Source organism: Barnesiella sp. An55 (genome assembly GCF_002161555.1).
GTDB classification, from domain to species: Bacteria; Bacteroidota; Bacteroidia; order Bacteroidales; family Barnesiellaceae; genus Barnesiella; species Barnesiella merdipullorum.
On record NZ_NFHZ01000004.1, the window covers coordinates 37,399 to 62,427 of the forward strand.

Sequence of the window (25,029 nt, forward strand, 5' to 3'; positions counted from 1 at the left end):
GAGGGTCAGCGCAGTCGGTTGTTGTAGTTGATAAACTCGACAAGCACGTCGGCAGCCCACAAGTGGAGGTCGGTTGACGCCTCTCCCGAGAATACGATGCGGTAGAACTTGTAGGCCGGTCCGATGGCCTGCAAAGTGAGTCGGCCCGGTACATTCCCCGCACTTGACAATAGTCCCACAAGATTAAACAGATTCTCGGCCTCGTTACCTCCCCAAAGAGACAGGTAGAGAATTTGCCCTTGAGCCGCCACTCGCAGGGTCAGCTCTTTCCACCGCTGGTAACTCCCGCTTTGGAGCGAGATGGGGCGGGTGAGCAATGCCACTTGAGTGGGGGTGTCGTGATTCTCTTTTTGCAGGTTATAAATGCCGTTCTGAATATCTTGCCCCAGCAGGTGCGTAGAGTCATACAAAAAAGAGGTATAGACTTGTGTCGTGCGATACATGTAGAGAGTAGGCAGATGAAGTACAATGGTATAGGGAAATTTGGAATGTCCGAAAATTAACTCTTTCTCGATAGGATTGTAAGCAACCATACTTTGAGGAATGAACTCCGAGAGAGGGGTAAGGTCGTAGGCGGCCTTCAGCACATTGGATGCAGAGATCTGATTCAGCACATACTTGTTGTTTTCGTAAGGCATTTCGTCGAACGACAAGATTTGTTGTACTGTTGCTCCTTGCAGAATCGACAGCCCCTTGGGGGTGGCAAATGCAATGGTATCTTCCAGTGGAATGATGGGGTATCCCTTGGCAATAGGCTCGCGGCTCAACTGGTGCTGGGCACTGTAACAAACCGACTCAGTCCCGTTTTGCAGGGCCCATATGCCCTCTTCGGTAAACAGGTAGAGGGGAAACTCGCCAAACTGTCCCTCCGACAAAGCTGTTGTGATGCTCGCTATCCCGGTGATGGCTCCGTTCGAGACCGAGTAGGTCTGTTCGGCCGGGAATATGAAAGGATTATCTACTTTCGATACCCGCAGGATATTTTCCTGAGTATAGACATCGTTGACGGGCTTGGGAACCTGTAGCGGCGTAGAGGCATCAACCGAGTCGTTGGGTAGGGTGATGGACGATAGCGACACGTCGAGATAGTCCGACCGGTTTTCATACTCCGAGGGGGTGAGCAGGAACGAGCCCTTGTATCGGGCCGTCGGGCTCTTCACGACAATCTCCATCTTATAGGCATTGCTGTCGGGGTAGGAGAGAAAGGGCGACAGCTGGTTCGAGAAGTTCTCCAGTTCGCCGTACCATACGACCATGCTTTCGCCGCGCTCGGTTTTGAGATAGGTCGAGATATAGGCCAGGACAGATTCCGTACCCTTTTCGCCCGTATCAAACAGGCTTAGCGGAAATCCGGTAAACAGTTTCTTGTTCAAGTTGGCCAGGTGCAGCCGCTGGTTGTGTACATAACTGATTTGGGCTCCGGTCGATAACAAGGTGGTATTGTCGGGCGAGAGGGGCTCTTCATGCACCAGCAAGTCGGTTCGCACCTTGTTCTCGATGTCATACCACTGCCCGTCTTTCAATTCGTCCCAATTTTCGATTGACGTGATTTTATAAAAAAGAGGACTTTGCAGGTAGCGTTTCTTGACCTCTTCCCGGTCCAGGAACGTAATTTCGCCTTTGAGCGAAAACGTAACCGTTTCGTTCGCCTCGGTGCGCTCGATGTCAAACACGAATCCCTCTCGCTTGGCGTCGGGTTCAAATATGGTGGCTTCGGGGGTAACGAAGATGTCGATACTGCGCACGATATCTTTCCAGTTCTCTAAATTCATTTTGTGGATAAAATACCGAATACAGTAGTTGTTGACGACGATGTCGCCCGCATGGGTACCTATACAGACGTTATTGCCATTGGAGTTGTTGATTCGTAGTTCTACCTTGTAGGGTTGTATGGGGTCGGGCTGCGAGAGCATGACGGGTACCGACGAATATATGCGACTGCCATCGTAGAGGGTAATCGCGTAGCGTACGAGAATAGGTTGTATGAAATAGTGCCGTTCCCAGGCCCGGTCCTGCAACTCAAAAAATGCATTGTAGTATTCCAGACTGTAATAGTCGGCATCGACCAGCTCGAGACGCTTGGGGTTGACATATACGTCGTGAAAGTTATGTTCTTCCAGGTGGTAGGCGTCGGTTTTCATGGGGTGGATCGAAAACGAAATCTCGGGAATCTCGGGCCTCTCGCCCAGGAAAATATATCTACTCTCTTTATATAGCAGGTAATAGGTATTCTCGGCACAGATGACAATGAGCGTATTGCCTATCGACTGCACCCCGATAACCTTTTGGCCGTTAAGCGCAAACAACTCTTTGGATTGAGGCGCTATCTTTTCTGTCTCCTTATAGACAAGAGCTTCGTAGTAAATGGCCAGGTCGTCGGTCGTGATATGGTGCTCTCCGTCGTAGCAGGTGTGCACATAGAGCAGGCGGCTGCCTTTTTGAGAGAGGGTGTACAGCAGTTCGGGTTTTCCCACGGGAACCAGGTGCCCCGATTGGTTGCGCAAATTGATAATGGCCGAGCAATCGCCCGGCTTGGCTATCTCGGGCGAAGCCTGTCGGTTCATCCCGTTAAAGATTATACTCGATTTCATAGGACAGAAAATTTTCGGTAAAAGTAGTACCGAAGCTCAATCCTGTTTTGGCATGATGATACTCTTTGCAAGAGGGAGACTCCACCCGGTTGATTGATTAAATCCCTGATAATAAAAAGCGGGGGAGAGTCTCCCGTTCCCCTTGTGAATGAGGGGAAAGGCGCATTTGCCCAAGCATAACCAATCACTTTATTTTTGCGCCACAAATACAACATACGGCCAGGCACAAAGGTTCGCCCGCGAAAGACTGAAAAAGAAAAAATAGATTTCTGGTATCGATATTCTCGCCCGATAGCGAAAAAAATACGCGATATTTGCGTATCTTCGCTTGGAAAGAAAGATAGGCGCTATGGACAAACTCAATTTTGCTGCAATCGATATTGGATCCAATGCCGTGCGGTTACTCATCAAGGGAATTTCCAAAGGCGAGAAAGTCACCGACTTGGCCAAAGTTTTCATCGTGAGGGTACCCCTGCGGTTGGGGCAAGACACCTTTACCAAAGGTCGCATCTCGACCGAGAAGACCGAGAAACTGTTGCGACTCATGCACGCCTTTTCGCAGCTGATGCAGGTATATAACGTCGTCGCCTATCGGGCCTGTGCCACCTCGGCCATGCGCGACTCGTCAAACGGAGCCGAGATTGTGCGCTACATCTCCGAGAAAAGCGGTATCCATATCGAGATTATCAACGGCCTCGAAGAGGCTCGCATCGTATATGACAGTCATATTGTGGATGAGTTTGAGCAAGACGGCAACTTTGTCTATGTCGATGTAGGCGGCGGCAGTACCGAGGTAAGCATCATCAGCAACCGGGCGCTCTTGCAGTCACAGTCTTACAACATAGGCACGGTGCGTATTCTCAACAAGAAGTTGAGCCGTAGCGAACTCTTCCGCATGTATCGCGATTTGAAACGGGTCAAAGAGGCATATCCCCAAATCTCCATCATCGGTTCGGGAGGCAACATCAACAAGTTGCACCATCTGGCCAAGATTCCTTCGCACGATCCTTTGACCGTCGAACGGTTGCTCGAGTTGAGAAACGAACTGAACAGCTATCCCATTGTCGATCGCATCGAACGCTTCGGGTTGAAGCCCGACCGTGCCGACGTCATTGTGCCTGCTGCCGATATCTATTTGCAGATTGCCACTCACATAGGGGCACAAGAGATATGGGTACCCACTATCGGCATTGTCGATGGTATCATCTACTCACTCTGTGCCGACTATCTGAAGGAACATTACAAGTAGCCGCCCTGTTATCGGGCAGCCTTGTCCCACTTGGGCTGTTGGTCTTTCTTCAAGATAAAGTCGCGAATGAAGAGGGCCGTCTCTTCGCTGCCCAGAATCGAGGAGTCGATCGACAGGTCATACGACGAGGCCACCCCCCAACCCTTATCGGTATAAAAATTGTAGTAAGAGGCACGCAGCTTGTTCTTCTTTTCGGCCAGCTCGATAGCCTCTTTGCGGGTCAAATTCTGCGAACGGCTCAAAATGCGGGCAATGCGGTCCTCGAGCGGAGCATGTATAAACACATTGTAGCATCGCGGGTATTGACGCAGAATATAGTCGGCACAACGGCCCACGATTACACACGATTGAGTCTCGGCCAGTTGCCTGATGACATCGGACTGAAACTTGAAGATATACTCATTTGACAATCCACCGTCGCCCCACAGCCCGCCGGCACCCGTGAGCCAGTTGATCGAAAACGAATTGAGCAGCGCACTCGGGGCCCGCTCGTCGGCCTTTTCGAAATACTCGGTACTGAGTCCGCTCGATTTCGAAGCTTCGTTAATCAATTCTTTGTCGTAGTAAGATATGCCGAACAAATCGGCCAGGCGACGGCCTATTTCCCGGCCACCGCTGCCAAACTGCCGGCCTATCGTGATGATGAGGTTATTGTTCATGGTGCCTTTCTCTATTCGATTATTCAACAAACATACATTAAAAAAATAGGAAATCCTATATTCCTCTTCGTTTTTTTACCCTTCTGTACGCTTTTTAGCCGCTTCTACAAACTGTTTTTAAGAAATATTTTGTGGCGACAAAAGTTTTTATTTAATTTGTATCATTCAAAATAGGCAAACTATGAATAACGAGTTGAAAAAAATATTGAGCAGCGACACCGACGGGTTACTTACCTATGAATACATAGCCAATCACATGGGTGCCTGCGACGACGATATGCCAGCTCTTGCCGACAATATCATCCGGGTCGATCTCACCGGCCAGATTACGGTGAGTGCAGCCCTCTACCTGCATGCTACCGGGCCCGATAAATATCGAGAGGTAATCGACAAGCTTATTGCCGCCTCTTTGCAGAAAGACCGCGAGCGCAAGTATATTGGCGATTTGCTGTCGGGCATATGGGGCGAAGACTATAAATCGCACGTCGAAGAGTTGAATCGGCAGAGCGACAATTTCAGGCGCATTTACAAGCGGGTTTATGCCAACGACATTATTTAATAGGTATTCCCGATAAAAATAAGATAATGGCACGCCGCCTCTTCCCTGAAGTAGGGGAGGGGCGGCGTGCTGTTTGTTTTGAATGGGATAATGAACCGACATGGTTGTATATCAATGAAATAGAAAACGGGGAAGTGAATCGTAGAAAACCTTTTGCCCATCTTATGCCGATTGAGTGGAGACACTATAGTGTATGAATCCTTGCTCAATAAAGTCTCCGCACAGGGTTGTTATATGTTAATGTTATACAAAAATGACTATTGTTGATTTTTGTATATATATTCGAAATTTGTAAAAAATCAATCTCTTTATGGTAATATTTCGCTAAAATGTATGGATATTAATAACAAATTATTATATTTGCCAATGATGAATTAATGGTCGTGATATTTTTGATGTAGGTACATGTAATGTGATTTTTCATAATAAACCTAATAATATATTTACGATGGCAAAGAAAATTACGCTTATTTGTGCATTCTTCCTATTTATGGTAGTAGGATTGCGAGCAGAGTCGTTGTTAAATGAAGGTTTTGAAACCTGGACAGCGGCTAATTTCCCGGCGAATGGCTGGACAGTTGTAAATGATACCCAAGAGGGTACGGTCAATCACTGGACTGTAGAGACAGGAAATTCGGTTCTCTCCGGTTCGGTGAATCTTTTTTGTAATGCGGGCTCATATGTAACCGTGGAGCCTGTCAAGGAAGAGTGGGTAATCACGCCGGCTCTCACCTTGGGTAATACCAATTACAATCTTAAATTCCTGTGGGAAGGCGCCTCGGCCGCAGCCTTCAAAAACGAGTATGATTTTCAGGTGCGTGTGACCGATAACGACGGTGAGACGTGGACCACCATCTTCTCGTTCCTCAATCAGGAGCAGGTCGAGAACAGTGGCGTCGTGTATCCCTGGACCGGTTGGACCGCAAACTCGTCGTTGCTCAGCCTGAAAGCCTATGCAGGCAAAACGATAAAGATTGCCTTTGTACACTGCCTTCTGGTAAGTGGCGAAGGTAAAGGCAACTGCGTGAGACTCGACGATGTGGTAGTTGAATCGGGCGCAGCCATCGATGCTCCCATAGCCGAGGTTACTCCCTCCTCTTATATCTTCCCGGGCTCCTACATCGGTGTAGGCAAGTGGTCCGAGAAGTTTGCCCTTAGCAACAAAGGTGTAGGCGAACTCACCGTGACTGGTATCTCGGGCCTTGAGGGTACCGATTTCACGACCAATCTGGATCCTGCTGCGGTATCGATAAAACCGGGAGCCGAATATGAGTTCTATGTATGCTATACCCCCTCTTCGGCCTTGAGCCCCAATACGGCCACAATGACTATCCATACCAACGGTGGCGACGTCTCCATCGCTTTGGAGGGCACAAAAATTATTCTCCCTGGCGAGTACAACCTCGAGAGCTTCGAGAGCGGCACATTCCCGCCGTTGGGATGGACTGCCGACGAAGGTTGGACCCAGGGCAGCGCCTATGCTACTTCGGGTAATTATGCGGCTGCCTGCAGCTTCGCCGAGAATAACCCCACGTTGGTAACACCCCGTCTCGATTGTTCGGAGGGCACCTATGAATTACAGTTCAACTATGCCAATGTGTGGGAACCTTCGGCCGACGATGCCGTAGCTCCCGAAAGTGAATTCGAAGTCTATTTCTCCAAAGACGGAAAAGCAACCTGGAACAAGATTGCCTCTTGCGATTCGATCAACCGGTGGGAACACCTTGCCATCGACTTGGGCACTCCCGCTTCGGATAACTGCTATGTCATGTTCAAATACGTTCTCGATGTCGATTTGTCCAGCAGCGGTTGGGACGATCTGCCCGAGTACTCCACGACATTCCTCGACGATGTGATATTGCCTCCCTACTATGGCAGCAATTCTGCCCCCGGAGCCGCAACCACACCCTCGCCCGAAAATGGAGCAACCGATGTATTTAATGAAGAGCTCACGCTCACCTGGAGCGGTGTACAGTTTGCTCAAGGCTACAAGGTATATGTAGGTAAATCGGCATCCGACTTCTCGGTTGTCAATGGCGCCGAGGTGACCGAGTGCAGCTACACCATCCCCACGCTCGACTATGGCACCACCTACTACTGGAAAGTCGTAGCCTACAACGACATGGGCGAAACCGCTTCGCCCGAAGTATGGAGCTTCACCACGCTCGCCGACCAAACGGTAAGCACCTATCCCTGGTCCGAAGGTTTCGACGACGAAGTATTCCCCCCGCTGGGCTGGCGCAGCATGGGCGAAGGTTATACCGAGTGGGATCGCACCGACTACACGACCTTCGATGGTAAAGGTTCGGCCTACATCTCGGCCGGAGGTTCCAACGAGCAAGGTATCTTGCAAACTCCATCCTTTGTATTGCCTGCCGATAAAGACATGCAGGTCAGCTTCTACTGGGGCAATGCCGTACCGGTAAGCTTGACCAAGTCGGTTCAAGGCACGACCACGATCAACAAAGACACCCTTTACTTCGAAATCAAAGCCGATAACGTTTGGCAAGAACTGGCCCATATCTCTTCGGCACAGGCCGAGGGTCAATCGTGGGAACGTCAGCGTATCGTCCTCTCCGACTATCGTGGAAAGACCGTCAGCTTCCGTTGGCGTTACAGTGCAGTCGATTATATGGGTTCGGGTGCGTCACTCGACAAGATTCTCATCGAAGAGGCTCCCACTGCCGGTAAGGCCGTTATCAACGTCTCTTCGTGGGCAGCAGGCGATGTCAACTACAACAAAGCCGTTACCTCGCCCATGCTCAACCTTTTGAACGATGGCGAACAAACCATGACTATCACGGGCGTATCTTTCACCAATAGCAACTTCAGCACCTCGCTGCATAAAGATATGGTACTGGATAGCCGCGAAAGCGTCGATTTCAACATCACCTTCGCCGCCGGTGAGACTTCGGCTCCCGTAGAAGACGAGTTGGTAATCACCTTCGACAACGCCTCTACCGTTACATTGCCCGTGTCGGGTACGGCTCTGGGCAAATATACCCGCTATTTCAGTTTCGAAGACGATGAGTTCGGATCCATCGCACCCAAGGGCTTTACCACGGTCGATGCCGATCACACAGCAACTGTTTCGCCGGTAATGATCGACTATCCCAATATTGGCAACGCCTATGCCTACATCGTTATCAACCAATTGCCCGCACCCAATGGTGCCGATTGGCGCAACATCTATCCCCGTTCGGGCGACCAGCTCTTGGCAACCATGGCATCGGCCAATGAAACCGAAGCTGTCGATTGGCTCATCAGCGACCAGATGACGGCACGCGACAACGCTCACTTCCGTTTCTATGCCAAGTCGTATGATGGCGATAACACCTATCACCCCTTTGCCGCTCTTACCGTACTGGTAAGTACAACCGACAATGCCGTGTCGAGCTTCACACCTATTTCGGGATTCAATTCGGTACAGGTTCCCTATAAGAACAACAGCGACAGCCAGACTTCTTGGACCGAGTTTGATGTCGATTTGAGTCAGTATGCCGGACAGCCCATCTATATAGCCGTGCGCAACAACACTCCGGCCGATGGCTTTGTAACCTTCTTCGACGATTTCTATTTCGAGGACTTTGAGTATGTAAACAGCGACAACAACGCGCCCTACTTTACCACCGTGCCCGATACCAACGCTACCGTGGGTAAGAAGTGGACCTACAACTATGCCGTAGCCGATCCCGATGGTGATCCCTTGACGGTTACTCTGCAAGGTAAACCCTTCTGGATTATCCACACCACGGGTACCAACGGCGGTTCATTGTCGGGTATCCCCGGACAGGTCGAAGAGATCATCATGAAACTCTCGGTTACCGATGGTTCCAAGACTACCGTACAGGAGATTGTGCTCAACATTACCGACGGTTCGGGTATCGACGAGGTCGATGGCTCTGCACTCAAGGTTTATCCCAATCCTGTGGTTTCTACACTCTATCTGAACGAGACCTGCGACCGCATTATCGTTACCGATATCACGGGCAAACAGGTATTGGCAGCGCAGCAAGTCGAGACTCTCGACATGTCGGCTCTTGCCCCCGGTGTATATCTGGTAACGGTACAAACTGCCGGCGAGCACTATACAACCCAAATCGTTAAACAATAATCACAAAACTATGATGACTATGAAGAAACTTATATTCCCCCTGGCGCTGCTCCTTTGCGGCGCGGGGGCCATATCGGGCCAGAATCTCGTGTTGAACGAGAACTTTGAGAGCCAAACCTTTCCGCCGCAAGGGTGGACTGTAGAGGGTACCGAACTCCCCGATAATCTGGATTCGAAGGCATATGCCCATTGGTCTCTCGATTGGAATGAGATTTCAGGTTCTGCCATTGCCGGTTCGGGTTGTGCCGAGGTGATGAGTTTCTACGATGAAGGAGCCGCCAACATTGCCAAGCAAGAGTGGCTCATTACCCCCGCGGTAGAGGTGAGCCAGGGTGCTACGCTGGCGTTTACCTTCTGGTGTAATGCTTCGGCCTTTCTCCCTTCCGAGAAAACCTATGGCCGTTTCCTGGTAAAGGTATCGACCGACGATGGTGCCTCGTGGAGCGACCTGTGGAATGTGGCTTCGCAAGAAGATATCGAGGCCTCGGGGTTACCCTGGCCTTGGAACAAGACTGCCACGGGTGCCGAATCGAATTGGCAAAAGCTTACTCCCAGCATCAATCTGGATGCCTATGAAGGTCAATCGGTCAAGTTTGCCTTCTACTTCCAGGCCGTGTTGGTCAATAACTATACTTCGGCTACTTTGGCGGTTGACGATGTAAAAGTAGGTGTACAGGAGATGGAGAAACTGCCTCAGGTCGAAGGTTCTACCTCCTATGCTTTCTCCAACTCCTATATAGGTTATCTGGCACAGTCCGAGCCGATGACCCTTCGCAATGTAGGGTATGGTACCTTGACCATCTCGAGCATCGAGGGACTCGATGGTACCGACTTCTCCACTACCATCGATCCCGCATCGGTGGCTTTGGCACGGGGCGAAGAGCTCACCTATCGGGTAAACTACAACCCCACCGTGACGGGAGCCCGCAGCACGGTGATGAAGATAAATACCAATGGCGGCACTCTCTCGGTCGATCTTTCGGGAACCAAAGTCGTACTCGAAGAGGGATATACGCTCGAGAGCTTCGAGGGCGAGATTTTCCCGCCTGCCGGTTGGTCGCGCAATGAAGGCTGGCGCACTATCGATGGTATAGCCACGTCGGGGGTGAAGTCGGTAACCGTGGGCGGTATGACCACCTGCGACATTGTTTCGCCCCGTCTCGACCTTTCGGCCGGTAACGCTAAAGTAAAATTCGATTACCTCGAAGCTACCGGCGAAGAGTATATCGACGACTCGTTCCTGCCCACCACCTACTTTATCTGCTACTACAAGAAAGGTAGCGATACCGATTGGACCGAACTTTGGTGCTCGCTCGACGACAGCCGTTACAACGAATGGGTACAGAAAGAGATAGAGATTAAAGACAAGAACGGCAACTTTGTGGTGAGCGACGATGTCTATCTGCGTTGGACCTACGAGTTTGAAATCGGTGACGGAGGTCTCGACAACATGGTTGTGACCGATATCTACTTCGACAACGTGGTGCTGCCCAAACTCTATGGCGAGGGTGGTGTCCCCATGGAGATAACCGTTCCCTCTCCCGTCAATGGCGAGACCGATGTCGATTATTCACGCCTCACCCTTTCGTGGGAACCCGAACTCTTTGCCGAGGGCTATGAACTTTCGGTAGGAACCGATCGGGAGAATCCCACCTCGCTCCTCAATCAGGTACGCCTCGAGGGGAATACCTCAGTCTCCTATACGATTCCCGAGTTGACACCCGCCACCACCTATTACTGGCGCGTCGTTCCCTACAACTCGGTAGGCAAGAACGAGGAGGGCGACACCTGGTCGTTTACCACCATGGCCGACCAGTCGATTCGCAACTTCCCCTATACCCAGGATTTTGAAGCCGGAGTCATGCCGCCTATGGGTTGGCAATCCAATCATCAGGGCGATGGTATCCAACAGTGGAAAATCAACGAGATAGGTCCCTTTGCCGGGGAATATTCAGCCTCGGTATGGCACAATGGAGCCGGCGAAGAATCGACCCTTGTTTCACCGGAAATCGCACTCCCCGAGAGTGGCGACATGGTAGCCTCGTTTGCATGGGGTGGCGCTTTGTGTAATCGTCTCGAATACGGATATGAAAACGAGGCTGTCACCGAGGTTCCCTTCGATCAGGTCGATGATACCGATGGTACTCTCTATTTCGAGATTCGTGCCACCGATGCCGACGAATGGACTCCGCTGGCCTATACCCAGGATCGCACCAAATGGCGTCACAAATATGTATCGTTGGCCGCCTATGCCGGCAAGAGCGTAAATCTGCGCTGGCGTTTCGTGGCTACCAAGAATGCCGGTTCTTCGACAGGCGGTTCGCTCGACGAAATCTACGTTGGCGACATTGCCGAGATGCCTACCTTGGCAGTCGAAGAGGTCGCTCTGTCGGGACTGTCGGTATATCCCAATCCCACGACCGATAATCTCTATTGGACAGGTGGAACCGCCAACGTACGGGTCTATGACCTTGCGGGTAACTGTGTGAAAGAGGCGGCCGATGTCGAGTCGATATCGATGCGCGATTTGAGTACCGGTATATATTTGGTAACCGTTGTACAAGGCGACACCGTTGTTACGACACGTGTCATGAAACGTTAATACACATTCCCCGCAGGGTGGGGAGTAATATCGCAGAGGGCTCCGTTTACGAGAGCCCTCTGTGTCCCTCCCGGGGAACGTAATTTTACAGAGATACACCAAACACAACTTTTATCGAAAAGCAAATGAAGAAAAAATTTTTAGCGCTGGTAGCGCTCCTTGTCGCATGGGGTGGGGCGGTGATGGCTCAACAGACCGTATCGCTCTCCTTGCAGGTGACCGCTGTTACCGGCGAAGACATGGGCGGGACCCCCTTCTACCTCGAGCGTACCGAGTCGGGGCTGGTCTATGAACGGGTGTTGAGTGCAAACGGCACCTATACCGAGCGGAATATATATCCCGGTATCCACCGCCTGGTCATTGAGAAAGATGGATTGAAAACCTACGACAATGCCGCGCTCGACATACAAAGCGATACCGTTCTCAAGATTGTGATGGAGGAGCCGGTGCGCACCCCCTACAATTTGCAGGCGTCACTCGCTCATGATCCCAAGACCGGCACCAACGATGCCTCGCTGGTGTGGAACGAAGAGACCGATTACTTCTTCGACAACTTCGAAGATTACACCTCGTTTACCCTCGACCTCTCGCCGTGGACCGGCATCGACAAAGACCAGGAGTCGGCTGCCGTTCTCATGCAGGGAGGGTATCCCAATAGCGGGCTCAAGCAGTATGCTACGATAGTCTCTCCCGATGAGGCCTATGTAAACGTCTCCGACGGGGGCGACCCTTACCCCCTATCGTGGTGGTTCTATGCTCCTCAACTGCGGGCATACAGCGGTAAGAAATACATGGGCTTTATCCGCACGGCCAGCGGTACCACCAACAACGACTGGGCCATTACGCCCCAGATACACGTGGGGGTGAACAATGTCGTGCGTTTCAAGGCCAAGGCGGCCGATGCTCCCACCGAACGCTTCAAGGTGTGGATATCGACCACAGGCACGGACGAGAGCAATTTCATGCCACTCACCCAAGGCAATTACGAGTCGGTCGAGTGGAGCACATGGAGCACCATCGAGTACGACCTCTCGAAGTATGAAGGGCAAGATGTCTATATTGCCATTCAGTACATCACCCAGGCCGGATGGATGCTGATGGTCGATGATTTCTTCGTGGGGCCCTCCAAACTGAACCCCTCGCTGGTGAAAGCCCGGTTGCCGCGAGCCATACGCCACCGCAGTGTCTCGGCAAACGACGACCCTCAAAGCTATACGGTCTATCTCGACGACCGCGAGGTAGGGTCGGTCCAGACCAACTCGTTCTTCTTCGAAAACCTCGCTGCCGGCACCCATACCCTGGGTGTGAAAGCGATTTACAAGGTATCCGAGTCGTCCCTGGCCACCACGCAAATCGAGGTACCCGAAGCCTCGGCCTATGCCGATGTCAAGGTGCAGGTTTCGGTCAATGGAGGTTCGTCCGAAGGCATTGCCGTGAGCTACCTCTCGGGCAGCTATCAGGTGACCGACACCCTTGTGTCGGGGCTCTCGCACTTCGCCTCGTTGCCCAAGGGTGAGTATGTGATAGGCATCAACGACGACCGCTACCAGCCCCTGGATACGCTCATCAATATCGACCGTGACATGACCGTCGATTTGGCGCTGGTCGAGAGAATTACCAACCCCTATAACCTCTCGGTCGATTTTACCTATCACGACGACACCGAGACAACCGATGCTACCTTCCGGTGGAATCAAGACCTGGGTTGGAGCGACAGTTTCGAGGAGTATGACGATTTCGCTACTCACTTTGGCGATTGGGTCACCTACGACCTGGACCGTCTGCAACACTATATGCTCTCGGTCAACGGGCAGAATGTTACCTTCCCGGGATTCGACGACGGTGAGTCGCCCGTCTTCATCTTCAACCCCGAGGCCACCACGCCCCCGTGCAATGTCGATGGATACCTCAATACGCTTTGGGGAAAGAAATACGTCATGTTCTTCGGCGTGCAGCGGGCCACCTCCAACGACTGGCTCATTGCCCCCAAACAGAAAATCAACGAGGGCTATGTGGTGCGCTTCTACGTTCACGTCTATGGTAATCCCGGCGAAACCACCGGTATCCCCGAGACGATAAGAGTACTGGCCTCAGAGACTTCGACCGACGATTCGTCGTTTACCGAGTTGTATAAGTGCACCTTCGAAGAGGGCGGCTGGTACGAAGTCACCGTCGATTTGCCCGATTATGTCAACCGCGAAATCTATCTGGCCATCAACTATGTCTCCAACGACGGCTGGATGCTCAAGGTCGATAACTTCTACGTAGGGCCTGCCGACGATGCTCCCGCGCCCGAGGTAGGCAATGCCACCTACAACGTATATCTCAATGGCGAGACCAAAGCCACGGCGATAACCGACAACTTCTACACCTTCGAGTCGCTCCCCGACGGCACCTATACCGCCGGTGTCAAGGCTGTTTACGAGTCGGGCGAGTCCGACCTGGTCGAGTATCTCTTTACCATCCAGTACAGTGCTCTCGAGTCGGTTGCTGTCCCGGCTGTGAAAGTCTGCGCGCGCGATCGGGCTATCTGGATCGAGTCGGTATCGGGCGAACAAGTATCGGCTACGGTCTATAATGCCGCCGGACAACCCGTCGCTTCGGTAGCCCATGTCGAGGGAAATACCCGCATCCCGGTCGAAGCCGGCTTCTATTTGGTGCGTGTGACCACTCAAGATGGCCCCGGAACGATAAAAGTGCTGGTGCGCTAATTGCTTTGAAATGAATTGAAAAGGGCGCTTCGTAGATAAAAAAAACGAAGCGCCCTTTTTCGTAAATATAAATTTCTCCTTTTCTATGTTAAGAAATCATTTATTTTTGTATCTTTGTAAATATTTGAAGTAGAGGAATAGAAGCCGCTCGGCCCGCTCCATACGGCCGATGTTTTTTTATTTGCTTGCTTTCATAATTAGATTAGAGAGAATATAGGATGCAGTTGGGTATAGTCCCATTTGAACCCATACTTTTTTCATTTGACCAGGCTCGTCTGCGCACTATATCTATGGCTACGGAGCGGCTAAAAGGAAGGATCTATGAATAAGAATATTTGTTTTATCATTTTACTGCTAATAATAATCAACATGAGTTGTGCCTCGAAAAGTCATAAGGAGACAGTCGTTCTTATGGAAACCACTATGGGAAATATCAAAGTGAAACTTTACGACGATACGCCCGCCCATCGCGACAATTTCGTAAAACTGGTCAACGAAGGGTATTACGATGGTACCCTGTTTCACCGTGTAATCAACGAGTTTATGATACAAGGCGGCGACGGAACCTCCAAGAACGCTCCGGCCGGCAAGATGCTGGGTACGGGCGATCCGGGCTACACACTGCCCGCCGAGTTTGTCTATCCCAAATATTTCCATAAACGGGGAGCCTTAGCCGCCGCACGTCAAGGCGACCAGGTCAATCCCCAGAAAGCCTCGTCGGGGTCGCAATTCTACATCGTTACCGGTAAAGTCTATAATCCCCAGCAACTCGACCAGATGGAGCACCAGATGCAGATGCAACAACAGCAGTCGGTATTTCAGGCTCTGGCCGCCAATCATCGCGACGAGATTATCAAGATGCGCAAAGCCCGTGACATGCAGGGGCTGCAAGCCTTGCAAGATACACTCATTGCCCAGATGCAGGAGCAAATCAAGCACGACGGCAAGCGCACCTTTACCCAGGCCCAGCGCGAAGCCTACACGACCGTAGGCGGCACGCCCCATCTCGACGGTGAATACACCGTTTTTGGCGAAGTTATCGAGGGAATGGACGTAGTCAATAAGATACAGCAGGTCGAGACCGGTGCCGCCGACCGTCCCGTGGCCGATGTCAAAATCATAAAAATGAAAGTCGAGGAGTAAGCGTGATACCTTTTCGTCGTCACATACTGTCCAATGGCTTGCGCATCATCCACCACTACGACGGCTCAACCCGCATGACGGCGTTGAACCTGTTGTACGATGTCGGGTCGAAAGACGAGTCGCCCTCCCGCACAGGGTTTGCCCATCTGTTCGAGCACCTCATGTTCGGTGGGTCGTTGCATATCCCCGACTTCGACACCCCTCTGCAAAAAGCCGGGGGCGAGAATAACGCCTGGACCAGCAACGACGTGACCAACTACTACACGGTAGCCCCCACGCACAATATCGAGACCGCCTTTTGGCTGGAGTCGGACCGCATGCTCAGCCTGGCCTTCTCGCCCGAGTCGCTGGCCGTGCAGAAACAGGTAGTCATCGAGGAGTTCAAGCAGCGTAACCTCAACCAGCCTTATGGCGATTCATACCTGTTGCTCCGGCCCATGGCCTATCGGGTGCATCCCTACCGGTGGCCCACGATCGGGTGCGATACGTCGCATATTGCCGAGGCTACCCTCGACGAGGTAAAGTCGTTTTTCTTTGCTCACTACGCCCCCAACAATGCCATCCTTAGCATCTCGGGCAGCCTGCCGTTCGACCAGGCCATGGCGCTGTGCGAGAAGTGGTTCTCACCCATTCCCCGTCGCGAGGTTGCTCCGCGCCATTTGCCGCAAGAGCCGGTTCAGACCGAAGTCCGTCGCAAGTGCGTTGAGCGCGAAGTCCCTTTGGATGCCATCTTCAAGGCCTATCACATGGTCGGGCGTCTTCATCCCGACTACCAGGCCTGCGATGCACTCTCCGATCTCCTCTCTTCGGGGCGCTCCTCCCGGTTGTATCGGCGATTGGTCATGGAGCAAAAACTCTTTACCGAGATCGATGCCTCGATTACCGGCGAAATAGACCCGGGACTCTTCCTGGTGAAAGGCAAACTCTCGCCGGGAGTCACACTCGAGCAGGGCGAGGAGGCCATCGAAACCGAGTTGCGCCGCATCTGCGACACCCCTGTCGAACAACGGGAGCTCGACAAAGTGGTCAATCGGTTCGAGTCGAACGACCTCTTTTCCAACCTGCACTATCTAAACAAGGCGACCAACCTGGCCTACTATGAATTGTTGGGCGATGCCGGCAATATCGATCGCGAGGTAGAACGTTACAGAAAGCTCACACCGGCCGATATACAGCGCATTGCAAGAGAGCTGTTCGTGCCCGGTAATAGTTCGACCCTGTGGTACAAGTCGGTATCCTCCGGAGCATCTTTTTGATGAATGAATGATATAGAGTAGTTGTTATGCGTTTCAAATTAGTTTTGGCAGTTAAGTCCGAAAGTTTTGGCAATGTGTTGCCGGTGAGCTATCAATATGAATTGTCGGCCGCCGTTTATCGGCGCATCCGAGAAAACTTTGAGACATATTTGCATTGGCTCTCCAGCAATGGATTTGCCCCGGTTGACGATTGTCGCAACCGGCTCTTCTCGTTTTCCAACCTCTACATTCCGCGCATCCGGGTCGAGAACGACCGGTTGCATATCCTGGTGAAGAAGGTACAGATGTGGATTTCGTTCCTGCCCGTACGGGGCACTCGCGAGTTTGTACATACCCTCTTCGAGGGAGATACTTTCGTGTTGGGCGATCGCCGCAGTAGGGTCGAGCTGGCGGTAGAAGAGATTATCGACTGCCCCACACCCGAGTTTGGCACCGAAGCCGAGTATCTGGCCCTGTCGCCCATCGTCTTTATGGTAGCCCGGTCGAACCGCAGCATGGAATACATAGGCCCCGATTATCCCCCCTATGCCGACTGTTTCTATCGCTCGATACTGGCCAAGTATGAGAAGATCTTTGGACGCCCCTTCGAAGGCAATGCCGACTTCTCGTGGAACCTCTTGTCCGAGCCCAAGCGAAAAGGCATTTTCATGATGCGTTTCACCCCCGAAGAGTCGAAAGTCATCGGCTACATGTATAAGTTCAAAGTCTCGATGGACCCTCTGTTACACCAGATTATGTACGAAACCGGCATAGGCGAGAAAGTAAATCTGGGTTTCGGCTGTGTAGAAATACTCCGCCGGGGAGCCACAGACGAAGGAAAAGCAGCCCCTTCGTCCGAAAAAGAGGATACGCCGATGAAAATAATCTGACATTTTTGTATGAAATGACAAAAAAATTTTTTTAATTTGTATAGAGAATAAAGATTTTATCCTTCATAAAACTGATTATACTATGACAACAGAGCTTGAAAGACCTGATGTGAATGGAGAAGAACCCCATGCAGGTCAAACTATGACTCCGGCCGAGGAGGAACAAAACTCGGCACAACCGGCATCGAAACTTTCGAGAGAAGAGATTATCGAGACCTTGAGAAAGTTGGTCGAGGGCCCGGTTGAAGAGGTTAAGGAAGAGGTTGATGAATTGAAGCAAGCCTATTATAAACAGAAAAAAATCGAAATAGAAGAGGCTCGCAACGCTTTTGTCGCTGCCGGGAACCCCGAGGCCGACTTTGTGCCCACCCCCGACGAGCAGGAAGAGACCCTCAAATCGCTGTTGGCCGTATTTCGCGAGAAGAAGGCCCAATACACGGCTACGCTCGAGAAACAGCGCGAGGAGAATCTGGCTCGCAAGCAGCAGATTTTGGAAGAGATGAAATCTATTACCTCCGATTCCGACAACATCAACAAGCAATATACCCGTTTCCAGGAGTTGCAGCAGGCTTTCAAAGAGCCGTGCGAGCTCCCTTCGGCCGCCGTGTCGGGATTGTGGAAGAGTTTTCAAGCCTGTGTCGAGAATTTCTACGACCTGTTGAAAATCAACAAAGAGTTGCGCGACTATGACTTCAAGAAAAACCTCGAGCAGAAAACCGCCTTGTGCGAAGCTGCCGAGGCCCTGCTCACCAACGACGATGTGGTCGCTGCCTTCAAGCAACTGCAACTGCTCCACGACGAGTGGCGCGGTATAGGTCCCGTGGCCAAAGAGTTGCGCGAGGATCTGTGGAACCGCTTCAAGGATGCCTCGACCGAGGTCAACAAGCGCTATCAAAGTTTCTTCGAAGCCCGCAAGGCGGTAGAACACAAGAACGAAGAGGCCAAAACCGCCCTGTGCGAAGAGATCGAAGCTATTGATATGAACGCCCTCTCGTCATTTGCACAGTGGGACGAGGCTACCAAACATGTGCTCGACCTGCAAAGCCGTTGGAGAACCTTGGGATTCGCCTCGCGCAAGATGAACAACCTGCTCTTTGAGCGTTTCCGCAAAACCTGCGACGAGTTCTTTGCCCGCAAGGCCGAGTATTTCAAAAGCGTGAAAGAGAAGATGGCCGCCAATCTCGAGAAAAAGAAAGCCCTTTGCGAGAAGGCCGAAGCCCTCAAAGACAGCACCGACTGGAAAGCCACGACCGATGTTTTCGTGGCCTTGCAGAAAGAGTGGAAGACCATTGGTCCCGTGGCCAAGAAACACTCCGACGCTATTTGGAAACGCTTCGTAACAGCCTGCGACTACTTCTTTGCCCAGAAGAACAGCCAGTTGGCATCCACCCGCCAGGCCGAGCAGGAGAACCTCGAAAAGAAGCGCGACATCATAGCCCGTCTCAAAGCCATCGACGAATCGGTCGAGCCGGCCGAAGCCGAAAAAACCGTGCGCGAGCTCATGGCTCAGTGGAACACCATTGGCTATGTGCCCTTCAAGGAGAAAGACAAAATCTATAAAGAGTATCAGGCACAGCTCGATATCCTCTTTGCCCGCCTGAACATGACCGAGACCCGCAATCGCCTGAGCAACTTCTCGGCTTCGGTACAGCAGATGGCCGACGGCAATCACGACAAACTCTATCGCGAGCGCGACAGACTTCTGCGCATGTATGATCAGAAGAAAGCCGAGTTGCAAACCTACGAGAACAACATCGGCTTCCTGAACATCTCGTCGAAAAAGTCGAGCGGACTCTTGAAAGAGATGGAACGGAAGATGCAAAAAATTCGCGAAGAGATGCAGCTTATCGAGCAAAAAGTACAACTTATAGATAAGAGCTTGTAGCGAATATAAAAGTATAAGATTTGACAGGGCGGCCCCATAAAACCGGGTTGCCCTGTTATTTCCCCCACAGTTGGCAATCTGCCGGGGAAGAACGACTTTGCCGAATAAAGATAGACGATAGCAAGAGAGAAGAAATGGCACGAGGTAGATATGGACATATGATAAAATCGCTGATTGTTATTGGTGATTTCTTCTGTTTGAACATTGCCTATGCCGTCGTTTGTCTATGGGGTGGGGGCCTTGAACAGGGCTTTGCCGAGAAAATCATCTGGCTGTTGCTCAATCTCTCCTATTTTCCCGTATATCTCTTCTTCTCCAAGATTCACGAGCTGCGTATCCTCCATGTCGATAGAGTCTTGATAAAGGTTACCCAAGCCGTGTTGAGCCATCTGGCCGCCTTCCTGCTGCTCATCTTCTTCCTGCAAATCGAAGATATAGGCTCGATGGTATTGCTCAAGTTCTATCTGCTCCTCTCGCTCTTGCTGGCCATTTGGTGGGTAGGGTCGCGCAAGCTGCTCAAGTACTTTCGCCGCAAGGGCTACAACTTCAAGCGCGTGGTCATTGTGGGAGCCGGTACGATGGGCACAAAGCTGCTCGACGAGTTGCGCTCCGATGCCGGGTATGGCTACAAGTTCATGGGATTTTTCGACGACAATCTGGCCTTGAAGAAGTCGCTACCCAATTTCCAGGGCGACTGTTCGGCCGTCGAAGCCTTTGCCACAGCCAACAATGTCGATGAAATCTATTGTGCTTTGCCCATGAGCCAGGAGGAGAAAATCACCCGGTTGCTCAAGTTTTCAGAGTCGCACAACATTTCGTTCTTCATGGTGCCCGACGTAGGGCGCTACATACACAGGCAACTCGAGTTTCAGTTGGTAGGCAATGTGCCGGTGCTCTCGTTGCATCCCGAGCCGTTGCAAAATATCTTCTCCCGCATGTTGAAACGAACCTTCGACCTCGTTTTCTCGACCACCGTGCTCGTTTGCTCGCCGGTCATCTTTACCCCTATTGCCATAGCCGTAAAGCTCTCGTCGCCGGGGCCCGTCTTCTTCAAGCAGAAGCGTACCGGCTTCAAGGGGAAAGAGTTTAACTGCTACAAGTTCCGCACCATGAAAATCAATGCCGACAGTGACGAAGTGCAGGCTACTCGCAACGATCCCCGCAAGACCCGGGTGGGAGAGTTCCTGCGCAAGACCAGTCTCGACGAACTGCCCCAGTTTATCAACGTATTCCTGGGCGATATGTCGGTCGTAGGGCCCCGCCCGCACATGGTCAAGCACACCCACGACTACTCCAAGATTATCGATAAATACATGCTCCGCCACCTCATTAAACCCGGCATTACCGGTTGGGCTCAGGTGAACGGCTACCGGGGGGAGACCCGTGAACTGTGGCAGATGGAGCGCCGGGTCGAGTATGACGTGTGGTACATCGAGCATTGGAACTTCTGGCTCGATATCAAGATTATATTCCTCACCGTGGTCAACGCCTTCAAGGGTGAGAAAAACGCCTTCTGATACTCTCCGTTTCTCCGGTTACATCATTTTTATCCCGTTAAAAAACAGGACGAAATTAATCGGCGGTAACGATATCGTATGTATCTTTGCACCCCGAAAGGGAAAAAGAGATGAATACAAAGGTTAAAGGCACGATACTGGGCATCGTTTCGGCAGTAAGTTATGGCACCAATCCTCTGGGAGCCTTGTATCTGTATCGCGAGGGGCTGAACTCGAGTTCGGTACTCTTCTATCGGTTTCTGTTTGCCGTTATCATTCTGGCCGGCATCATGCTGGTGCAGCGCCAGTCGTTCGCCTTAACAAGGAAGGAGCTGAAAACCCTCTGCACGCTGGGGCTCCTCTTTGCCGTCTCTTCGCTCACCTTCTACACGAGTTTCCATTATATCGATGCCGGCATTGCCGCCACCATGCTTTTTGTCTATCCCATCATGGTCGCTGTGATTATGGCTCTCTTTTTCAAGGAGCGCATATCAAAGGTCACCCTCTTTTCAATCGCTTTGGCCCTCTCGGGCATAGCCCTGCTTTATCGGGGTGGCAGCGGAGCCGGAATCAGTACTACCGGGGTTGTGCTGGTGTTGGTCTCGGCACTTACCTATGCACTTTATATGGTTGTGGTCAACCAGTCGGCCATTGTCATGTCGTCGATCAAGCTCACCTTTTATGTCCTGCTCGTCTGTATGGTTGCCATTGCACTACAATCGGGCCTGGGCAACGGCACACAGTTACAGCCGCTTACCACGCCGCGCATGTGGCTGTTCTCCCTCATGCTGGGACTGGTACCCACCGTCATTTCGCTGGTAACTATGACACTGGCCGTTCATGCCATAGGTTCCACCCCCACGGCTATTATGGGAGCCCTCGAGCCCCTCACCGCCGTGGTCATCGGGGTGACTCTTTTTGGCGAAGCCTTTACTCCACGGCTGGGCATAGGTATCGTCATGATTCTCACCGCCGTGCTTCTCATCATCGCCTCCAAGTCATTGCCGGTTCACAAGGCCATGACCAAATTGGGGCACCTCTTGCAGGCTGTCCCTTTGCACAAGCATTGACGCCATACGAGCGTCGTTATTCACATTTGAAATGGTCGTCGAGGTGGAATCCTCGCAACAGGTCGGCCGCAGCCATGCGTTTCTTGCCGGCGAGTTGCAGCTCTTCGATGCGCACATAGCCATCGGCACAGGCAATGTCGATGCGGCTTTTCCCGTCGGTATGCACCGAGCCAGGCTCAAAAGAGTGCGATGCCGGCACGGGCGTTGTGCGGAATATCTTTACCCCCAGTCGGTTCCCCTCGGGCGATACCCACTCGCACCAGGCGGCAGGGTAGGGCGAGAGTCCCCTCACGAGGTTGTGAATCTGTATGCAAGGTTTCGACCAGTCGATGTGGCAGGTGTCCTTGAAAATCTTGGGAGCCGGGCGCAACGGCTCGTCGGTCTGTATCGAAGCCTGGTCGATAGGTTTTACCGTACCGGCAAGAATGGCATCGACCGTCTCGACCACCATGTCGGCCCCCAGTACCATCAGCTTGTCGTGGATGGTCCCCACGTTGTCTTCGGGCAGAATGGGGATGCGCTTCTGTTGGATGATTTCGCCCGTGTCGATTTCGTGTTTCAGAAAGAAGGTGGTGATACCCGTTTCGGTATCGCCGTTGATGATGGCCCAGTTCAGCGGAGCGGCCCCCCGGTATTGAGGCAGCAGCGAAGCGTGCAGGTTGAAGGTCCCCATCGGGGGCATGTTCCATACCACCTCGGGCAACATTCTGAAGGCCACGACAATCTGCAAGTCGGCATGCAGACTTCTCAACTGTTCAATAAAGGCCTCGTCCTTCAGCCGTTCGGGTTGCAAGATGGGTAAACCTTGCGAGAGAGCATACTCCTTGACCGGCGAGAACTGAATCTTGTGGCCCCGACCGGCCGGTTTGTCGGGCATGGTGATGACAGCTACCACGTTGTAGCCGCCCTCGACCAGGCGGCGCAGACTCTCGACGGCAAAGTCGGGAGTCCCCATATAGACGATACGTAAATCTTTCTTTTCCATTCTTTTTTAGTCTTGTGAGAAGTGAACCAATACTCGGCGGTACGAGTTGAAAATTTTCGATTTCGAGACAAACCCCACATACTTCCCGTTCTCTACGACCGGCAGGTTCCAGGCGTTGGTCTGGTCGAACGTTTTCATCACGTTGTCCATGCTGCTGCCCACCTCGATTTTGGCCGGAGGCATGGTCATGAACTTGCGCACATAGAATCGCTTGTACAGCTCGGGACGGAACATGATGTTGCGGATATCGTCGAGAATGACGATTCCCAGCAGCATCCCTTCGTTGTCGGTTACGGGGAATATGTTGCGGTGCGATTGCGAAATCACCTTCACCATATCGCCGAGCGACATGTCGGGGTGAACCTCGATAAAGTCTTTCTCGATTACACTGTCCATCTTCAGGAGCGTGAGCACCGCCTTGTCCTTGTGGTGGGTGAGCAGTTCGCCCTTCTTGGCCAAACGCATGGTGTAGATGCTGTGAGGCTCGAATATCCGTATGGTGGCATAGGCTACGGTCGAAGTAATCATCAGCGGCAAGAACAGCTCATAACCACCGGTCAGCTCGGTGGTGAGGAAGATGGCCATGAGGGGAGCGTGCATCACGGCCGACATCACACCGGCCATACCCATCAGGGCAAAGTTCTTGTCCGACAGCTCCAACGGGAATATACCCATATGGTTGATTATATAGGCAAAGAAAAAGCCGGCAAAACAACCCACATACAAACTGGGGGCAAACGTACCACCCACACCGCCACCTCCGTTGGTAGCGCTGGTGGCCAGCACCTTCACCAGAATGATGAGGGCCAGGAAGAGCATCATCACCCACATGTTGCCGTTCTCGGTATAGAACAGACTGCCTTCGGCCAGTTGCTTCAGGTTGTCGTTCAGCAGGCTGGTAATGGAGCCGTAGCCCTCGCCATAGAGTGGCGGCAGCAGGAAGATGGAGAGACTGAGGATAACCGAGCCGAAGATGAACTTTTTCCACGGGGTGCCTATCTTGCGGAAGATATCCTCCATGCGGGTCATCACCCGGGTGAAGTAGAGCGAGACAAAGCCGCAGAAGACACCCAGGAATATCACATAAGGGATACGGGCCGCCTCGAAGGTCTCGGTCTGCACGAAACTAAACTCGGCGCTGTAGCCCGTGAAGATATATGACACCGTCACGGCCGTAATCGACGAGATGAGCAGCGGCAATACCGAGGTCGTGGTCATATCGATCATCAGCACCTCGAGCGTAAACAGGATACCGGCAATGGGTGCCTTGAATATGCCCGCTATGGCTGCCGCCGAGCCACATCCCACCAGCAGCATGAGCAGCCGCTGGTCCAGCCGGAAGAGCCGCCCGATGTTCGACCCGATGGCTGCTCCCGTGTACACGATAGGGGCCTCGGCTCCTACCGATCCGCCGAATCCGATGGTAATTGAACTGGCAATGACCGACGTGTACATGTTGTGCGGTTTCAGTCGGCTCTTCTTCTGCGAGATGGCATAGAGTATGCGGGTAACACCGTGGCTGATGTCGTCCTTGACGATATAGCGCACATAGAGCCCCGCCAGCAGAATACCGATGATGGGGTAGATGAGGTACAGGTAGTTGGCCCCGTTGGCATCGAAGTGCGAGGTGAGCAGATTCTGGATGAGGTGAATGAGAAACTTCAGAATCAAGGCTGCCGCCGCCGTGCAGATACCGATGATGAAACTCAGGAACAGCACGAAGTTGTGCTCGTTGATATGCTTCTCCCGCCACAGCAGCAGGCGCATCAACCAGTCGTTGCGTTTCTCTTGCGGGGTATCGTCTATTTCAATATCTTCGTCTTCTATCATATCGTTTTTC

At 52.1% G+C, this 25,029-nt stretch carries 15 protein-coding genes; 11 read left to right on the plus strand and 4 right to left on the minus strand.

Annotated elements, in window-relative coordinates; all coding sequences use genetic code 11:
• Positions 1 to 5: 5 nt before the first annotated feature.
• On the minus strand, positions 6 to 2,591 hold the full coding sequence (locus B5G10_RS03495; protein ID WP_087423369.1) for a hypothetical protein: 2,586 nt from the start codon (positions 2,589 to 2,591) through the stop codon (positions 6 to 8).
• A 349-nt stretch (positions 2,592 to 2,940) separates the two neighbouring features.
• Between B5G10_RS03495 and B5G10_RS03500 the strand changes: the two genes are divergently transcribed.
• Positions 2,941 to 3,840, plus strand: a complete 900-nt coding sequence (locus tag B5G10_RS03500; protein ID WP_087423370.1) for an exopolyphosphatase — start codon at positions 2,941 to 2,943, stop codon at positions 3,838 to 3,840.
• Positions 3,841 to 3,848: 8 nt separating this feature from the next.
• On the opposite strand, the gene B5G10_RS03505 is transcribed toward B5G10_RS03500, so the two are convergent.
• Positions 3,849 to 4,499 carry a cytidylate kinase-like family protein gene (locus tag B5G10_RS03505; protein WP_087423371.1) on the minus strand — a complete coding sequence of 217 codons (651 nt, stop codon included), beginning with the start codon at positions 4,497 to 4,499 and terminating at the stop codon, positions 3,849 to 3,851.
• 181 nt (positions 4,500 to 4,680) lie between these two features.
• Here B5G10_RS03505 and B5G10_RS03510 point away from each other — a divergent pair, with 181 nt between their 5' ends.
• The 10 genes from B5G10_RS03510 to B5G10_RS03555 all read left to right on the plus strand — a co-directional run bounded on the left by B5G10_RS03510 (position 4,681) and on the right by B5G10_RS03555 (position 22,204).
• A complete protein-coding gene (locus B5G10_RS03510) occupies positions 4,681 to 5,058 on the plus strand; it encodes a hypothetical protein (protein WP_087423372.1) in 378 nt (125 codons plus the stop codon).
• A gap of 448 nt (positions 5,059 to 5,506) precedes the next feature.
• Positions 5,507 to 9,172: a choice-of-anchor J domain-containing protein gene (locus B5G10_RS03515; RefSeq protein WP_087423373.1), complete on the plus strand. Its 3,666-nt coding sequence runs from the start codon at positions 5,507 to 5,509 to the stop codon at positions 9,170 to 9,172.
• Positions 9,173 to 9,191: 19 nt separating this feature from the next.
• The gene (locus B5G10_RS03520) at positions 9,192 to 11,774 is read left to right on the plus strand and encodes a choice-of-anchor J domain-containing protein (protein ID WP_158098766.1); all 2,583 of its coding nucleotides are present in this window, start codon (positions 9,192 to 9,194) and stop codon (positions 11,772 to 11,774) included.
• Between the two features lie 125 nt (positions 11,775 to 11,899).
• Entirely contained in the window at positions 11,900 to 14,485 is a 2,586-nt protein-coding gene (locus B5G10_RS03525) for a choice-of-anchor J domain-containing protein (protein ID WP_087423375.1), read from the plus strand.
• A gap of 369 nt (positions 14,486 to 14,854) precedes the next feature.
• Positions 14,855 to 15,628 carry a peptidylprolyl isomerase gene (locus B5G10_RS03530; protein ID WP_087423376.1) on the plus strand — a complete coding sequence of 258 codons (774 nt, stop codon included), beginning with the start codon at positions 14,855 to 14,857 and terminating at the stop codon, positions 15,626 to 15,628.
• Positions 15,629 to 15,630: 2 nt separating this feature from the next.
• On the plus strand, positions 15,631 to 16,884 hold the full coding sequence (locus tag B5G10_RS03535; protein ID WP_087423377.1) for a pitrilysin family protein: 1,254 nt from the start codon (positions 15,631 to 15,633) through the stop codon (positions 16,882 to 16,884).
• A 26-nt stretch (positions 16,885 to 16,910) separates the two neighbouring features.
• Positions 16,911 to 17,753, plus strand: a complete 843-nt coding sequence (gene cas6 / locus B5G10_RS03540; protein WP_087423378.1) for a CRISPR-associated endoribonuclease Cas6 — start codon at positions 16,911 to 16,913, stop codon at positions 17,751 to 17,753.
• An 82-nt stretch (positions 17,754 to 17,835) separates the two neighbouring features.
• Positions 17,836 to 19,638, plus strand: coding sequence for a DUF349 domain-containing protein (locus B5G10_RS03545; RefSeq protein WP_087423379.1), 1,803 nt, complete (start codon positions 17,836 to 17,838; stop codon positions 19,636 to 19,638).
• A gap of 134 nt (positions 19,639 to 19,772) precedes the next feature.
• A complete protein-coding gene (locus tag B5G10_RS03550) occupies positions 19,773 to 21,155 on the plus strand; it encodes an undecaprenyl-phosphate glucose phosphotransferase (protein ID WP_087423380.1) in 1,383 nt (460 codons plus the stop codon).
• Positions 21,156 to 21,265: 110 nt separating this feature from the next.
• Positions 21,266 to 22,204 carry an EamA family transporter gene (locus B5G10_RS03555; RefSeq protein ID WP_087423381.1) on the plus strand — a complete coding sequence of 313 codons (939 nt, stop codon included), beginning with the start codon at positions 21,266 to 21,268 and terminating at the stop codon, positions 22,202 to 22,204.
• A 16-nt stretch (positions 22,205 to 22,220) separates the two neighbouring features.
• On the opposite strand, the gene fmt is transcribed toward B5G10_RS03555, so the two are convergent.
• Both fmt and B5G10_RS03565 read right to left on the minus strand, forming a co-directional pair.
• On the minus strand, positions 22,221 to 23,189 hold the full coding sequence (gene fmt / locus B5G10_RS03560; RefSeq protein ID WP_087423382.1) for a methionyl-tRNA formyltransferase: 969 nt from the start codon (positions 23,187 to 23,189) through the stop codon (positions 22,221 to 22,223).
• 6 nt (positions 23,190 to 23,195) lie between these two features.
• Positions 23,196 to 25,019, minus strand: a complete 1,824-nt coding sequence (locus B5G10_RS03565) for a chloride channel protein (protein ID WP_206396544.1) — start codon at positions 25,017 to 25,019, stop codon at positions 23,196 to 23,198.
• Positions 25,020 to 25,029: the final 10 nt, after the last annotated feature.

Excerpts from the sequence above, each read along its gene's own strand:
- B5G10_RS03495 (WP_087423369.1), bottom strand. The coding sequence starts at position 2,591 with ATGAAATCGAGTATAATCTTTAACGGGATGAACCGACAGGCTTCGCCC.
- B5G10_RS03500 (WP_087423370.1), top strand. The coding sequence starts at position 2,941 with ATGGACAAACTCAATTTTGCTGCAATCGATATTGGATCCAATGCCGTG.
- B5G10_RS03505 (WP_087423371.1), bottom strand. The coding sequence starts at position 4,499 with ATGAACAATAACCTCATCATCACGATAGGCCGGCAGTTTGGCAGCGGT.
- B5G10_RS03510 (WP_087423372.1), top strand. The coding sequence starts at position 4,681 with ATGAATAACGAGTTGAAAAAAATATTGAGCAGCGACACCGACGGGTTA.
- B5G10_RS03515 (WP_087423373.1), top strand. The coding sequence starts at position 5,507 with ATGGCAAAGAAAATTACGCTTATTTGTGCATTCTTCCTATTTATGGTA.
- B5G10_RS03520 (WP_158098766.1), top strand. The coding sequence starts at position 9,192 with ATGAAGAAACTTATATTCCCCCTGGCGCTGCTCCTTTGCGGCGCGGGG.
- B5G10_RS03525 (WP_087423375.1), top strand. The coding sequence starts at position 11,900 with ATGAAGAAAAAATTTTTAGCGCTGGTAGCGCTCCTTGTCGCATGGGGT.
- B5G10_RS03530 (WP_087423376.1), top strand. The coding sequence starts at position 14,855 with ATGAGTTGTGCCTCGAAAAGTCATAAGGAGACAGTCGTTCTTATGGAA.
- cas6 (WP_087423378.1), top strand. The coding sequence starts at position 16,911 with ATGCGTTTCAAATTAGTTTTGGCAGTTAAGTCCGAAAGTTTTGGCAAT.
- B5G10_RS03545 (WP_087423379.1), top strand. The coding sequence starts at position 17,836 with ATGACAACAGAGCTTGAAAGACCTGATGTGAATGGAGAAGAACCCCAT.
- B5G10_RS03550 (WP_087423380.1), top strand. The coding sequence starts at position 19,773 with ATGGCACGAGGTAGATATGGACATATGATAAAATCGCTGATTGTTATT.
- B5G10_RS03555 (WP_087423381.1), top strand. The coding sequence starts at position 21,266 with ATGAATACAAAGGTTAAAGGCACGATACTGGGCATCGTTTCGGCAGTA.
- fmt (WP_087423382.1), bottom strand. The coding sequence starts at position 23,189 with ATGGAAAAGAAAGATTTACGTATCGTCTATATGGGGACTCCCGACTTT.
- B5G10_RS03565 (WP_206396544.1), bottom strand. The coding sequence starts at position 25,019 with ATGATAGAAGACGAAGATATTGAAATAGACGATACCCCGCAAGAGAAA.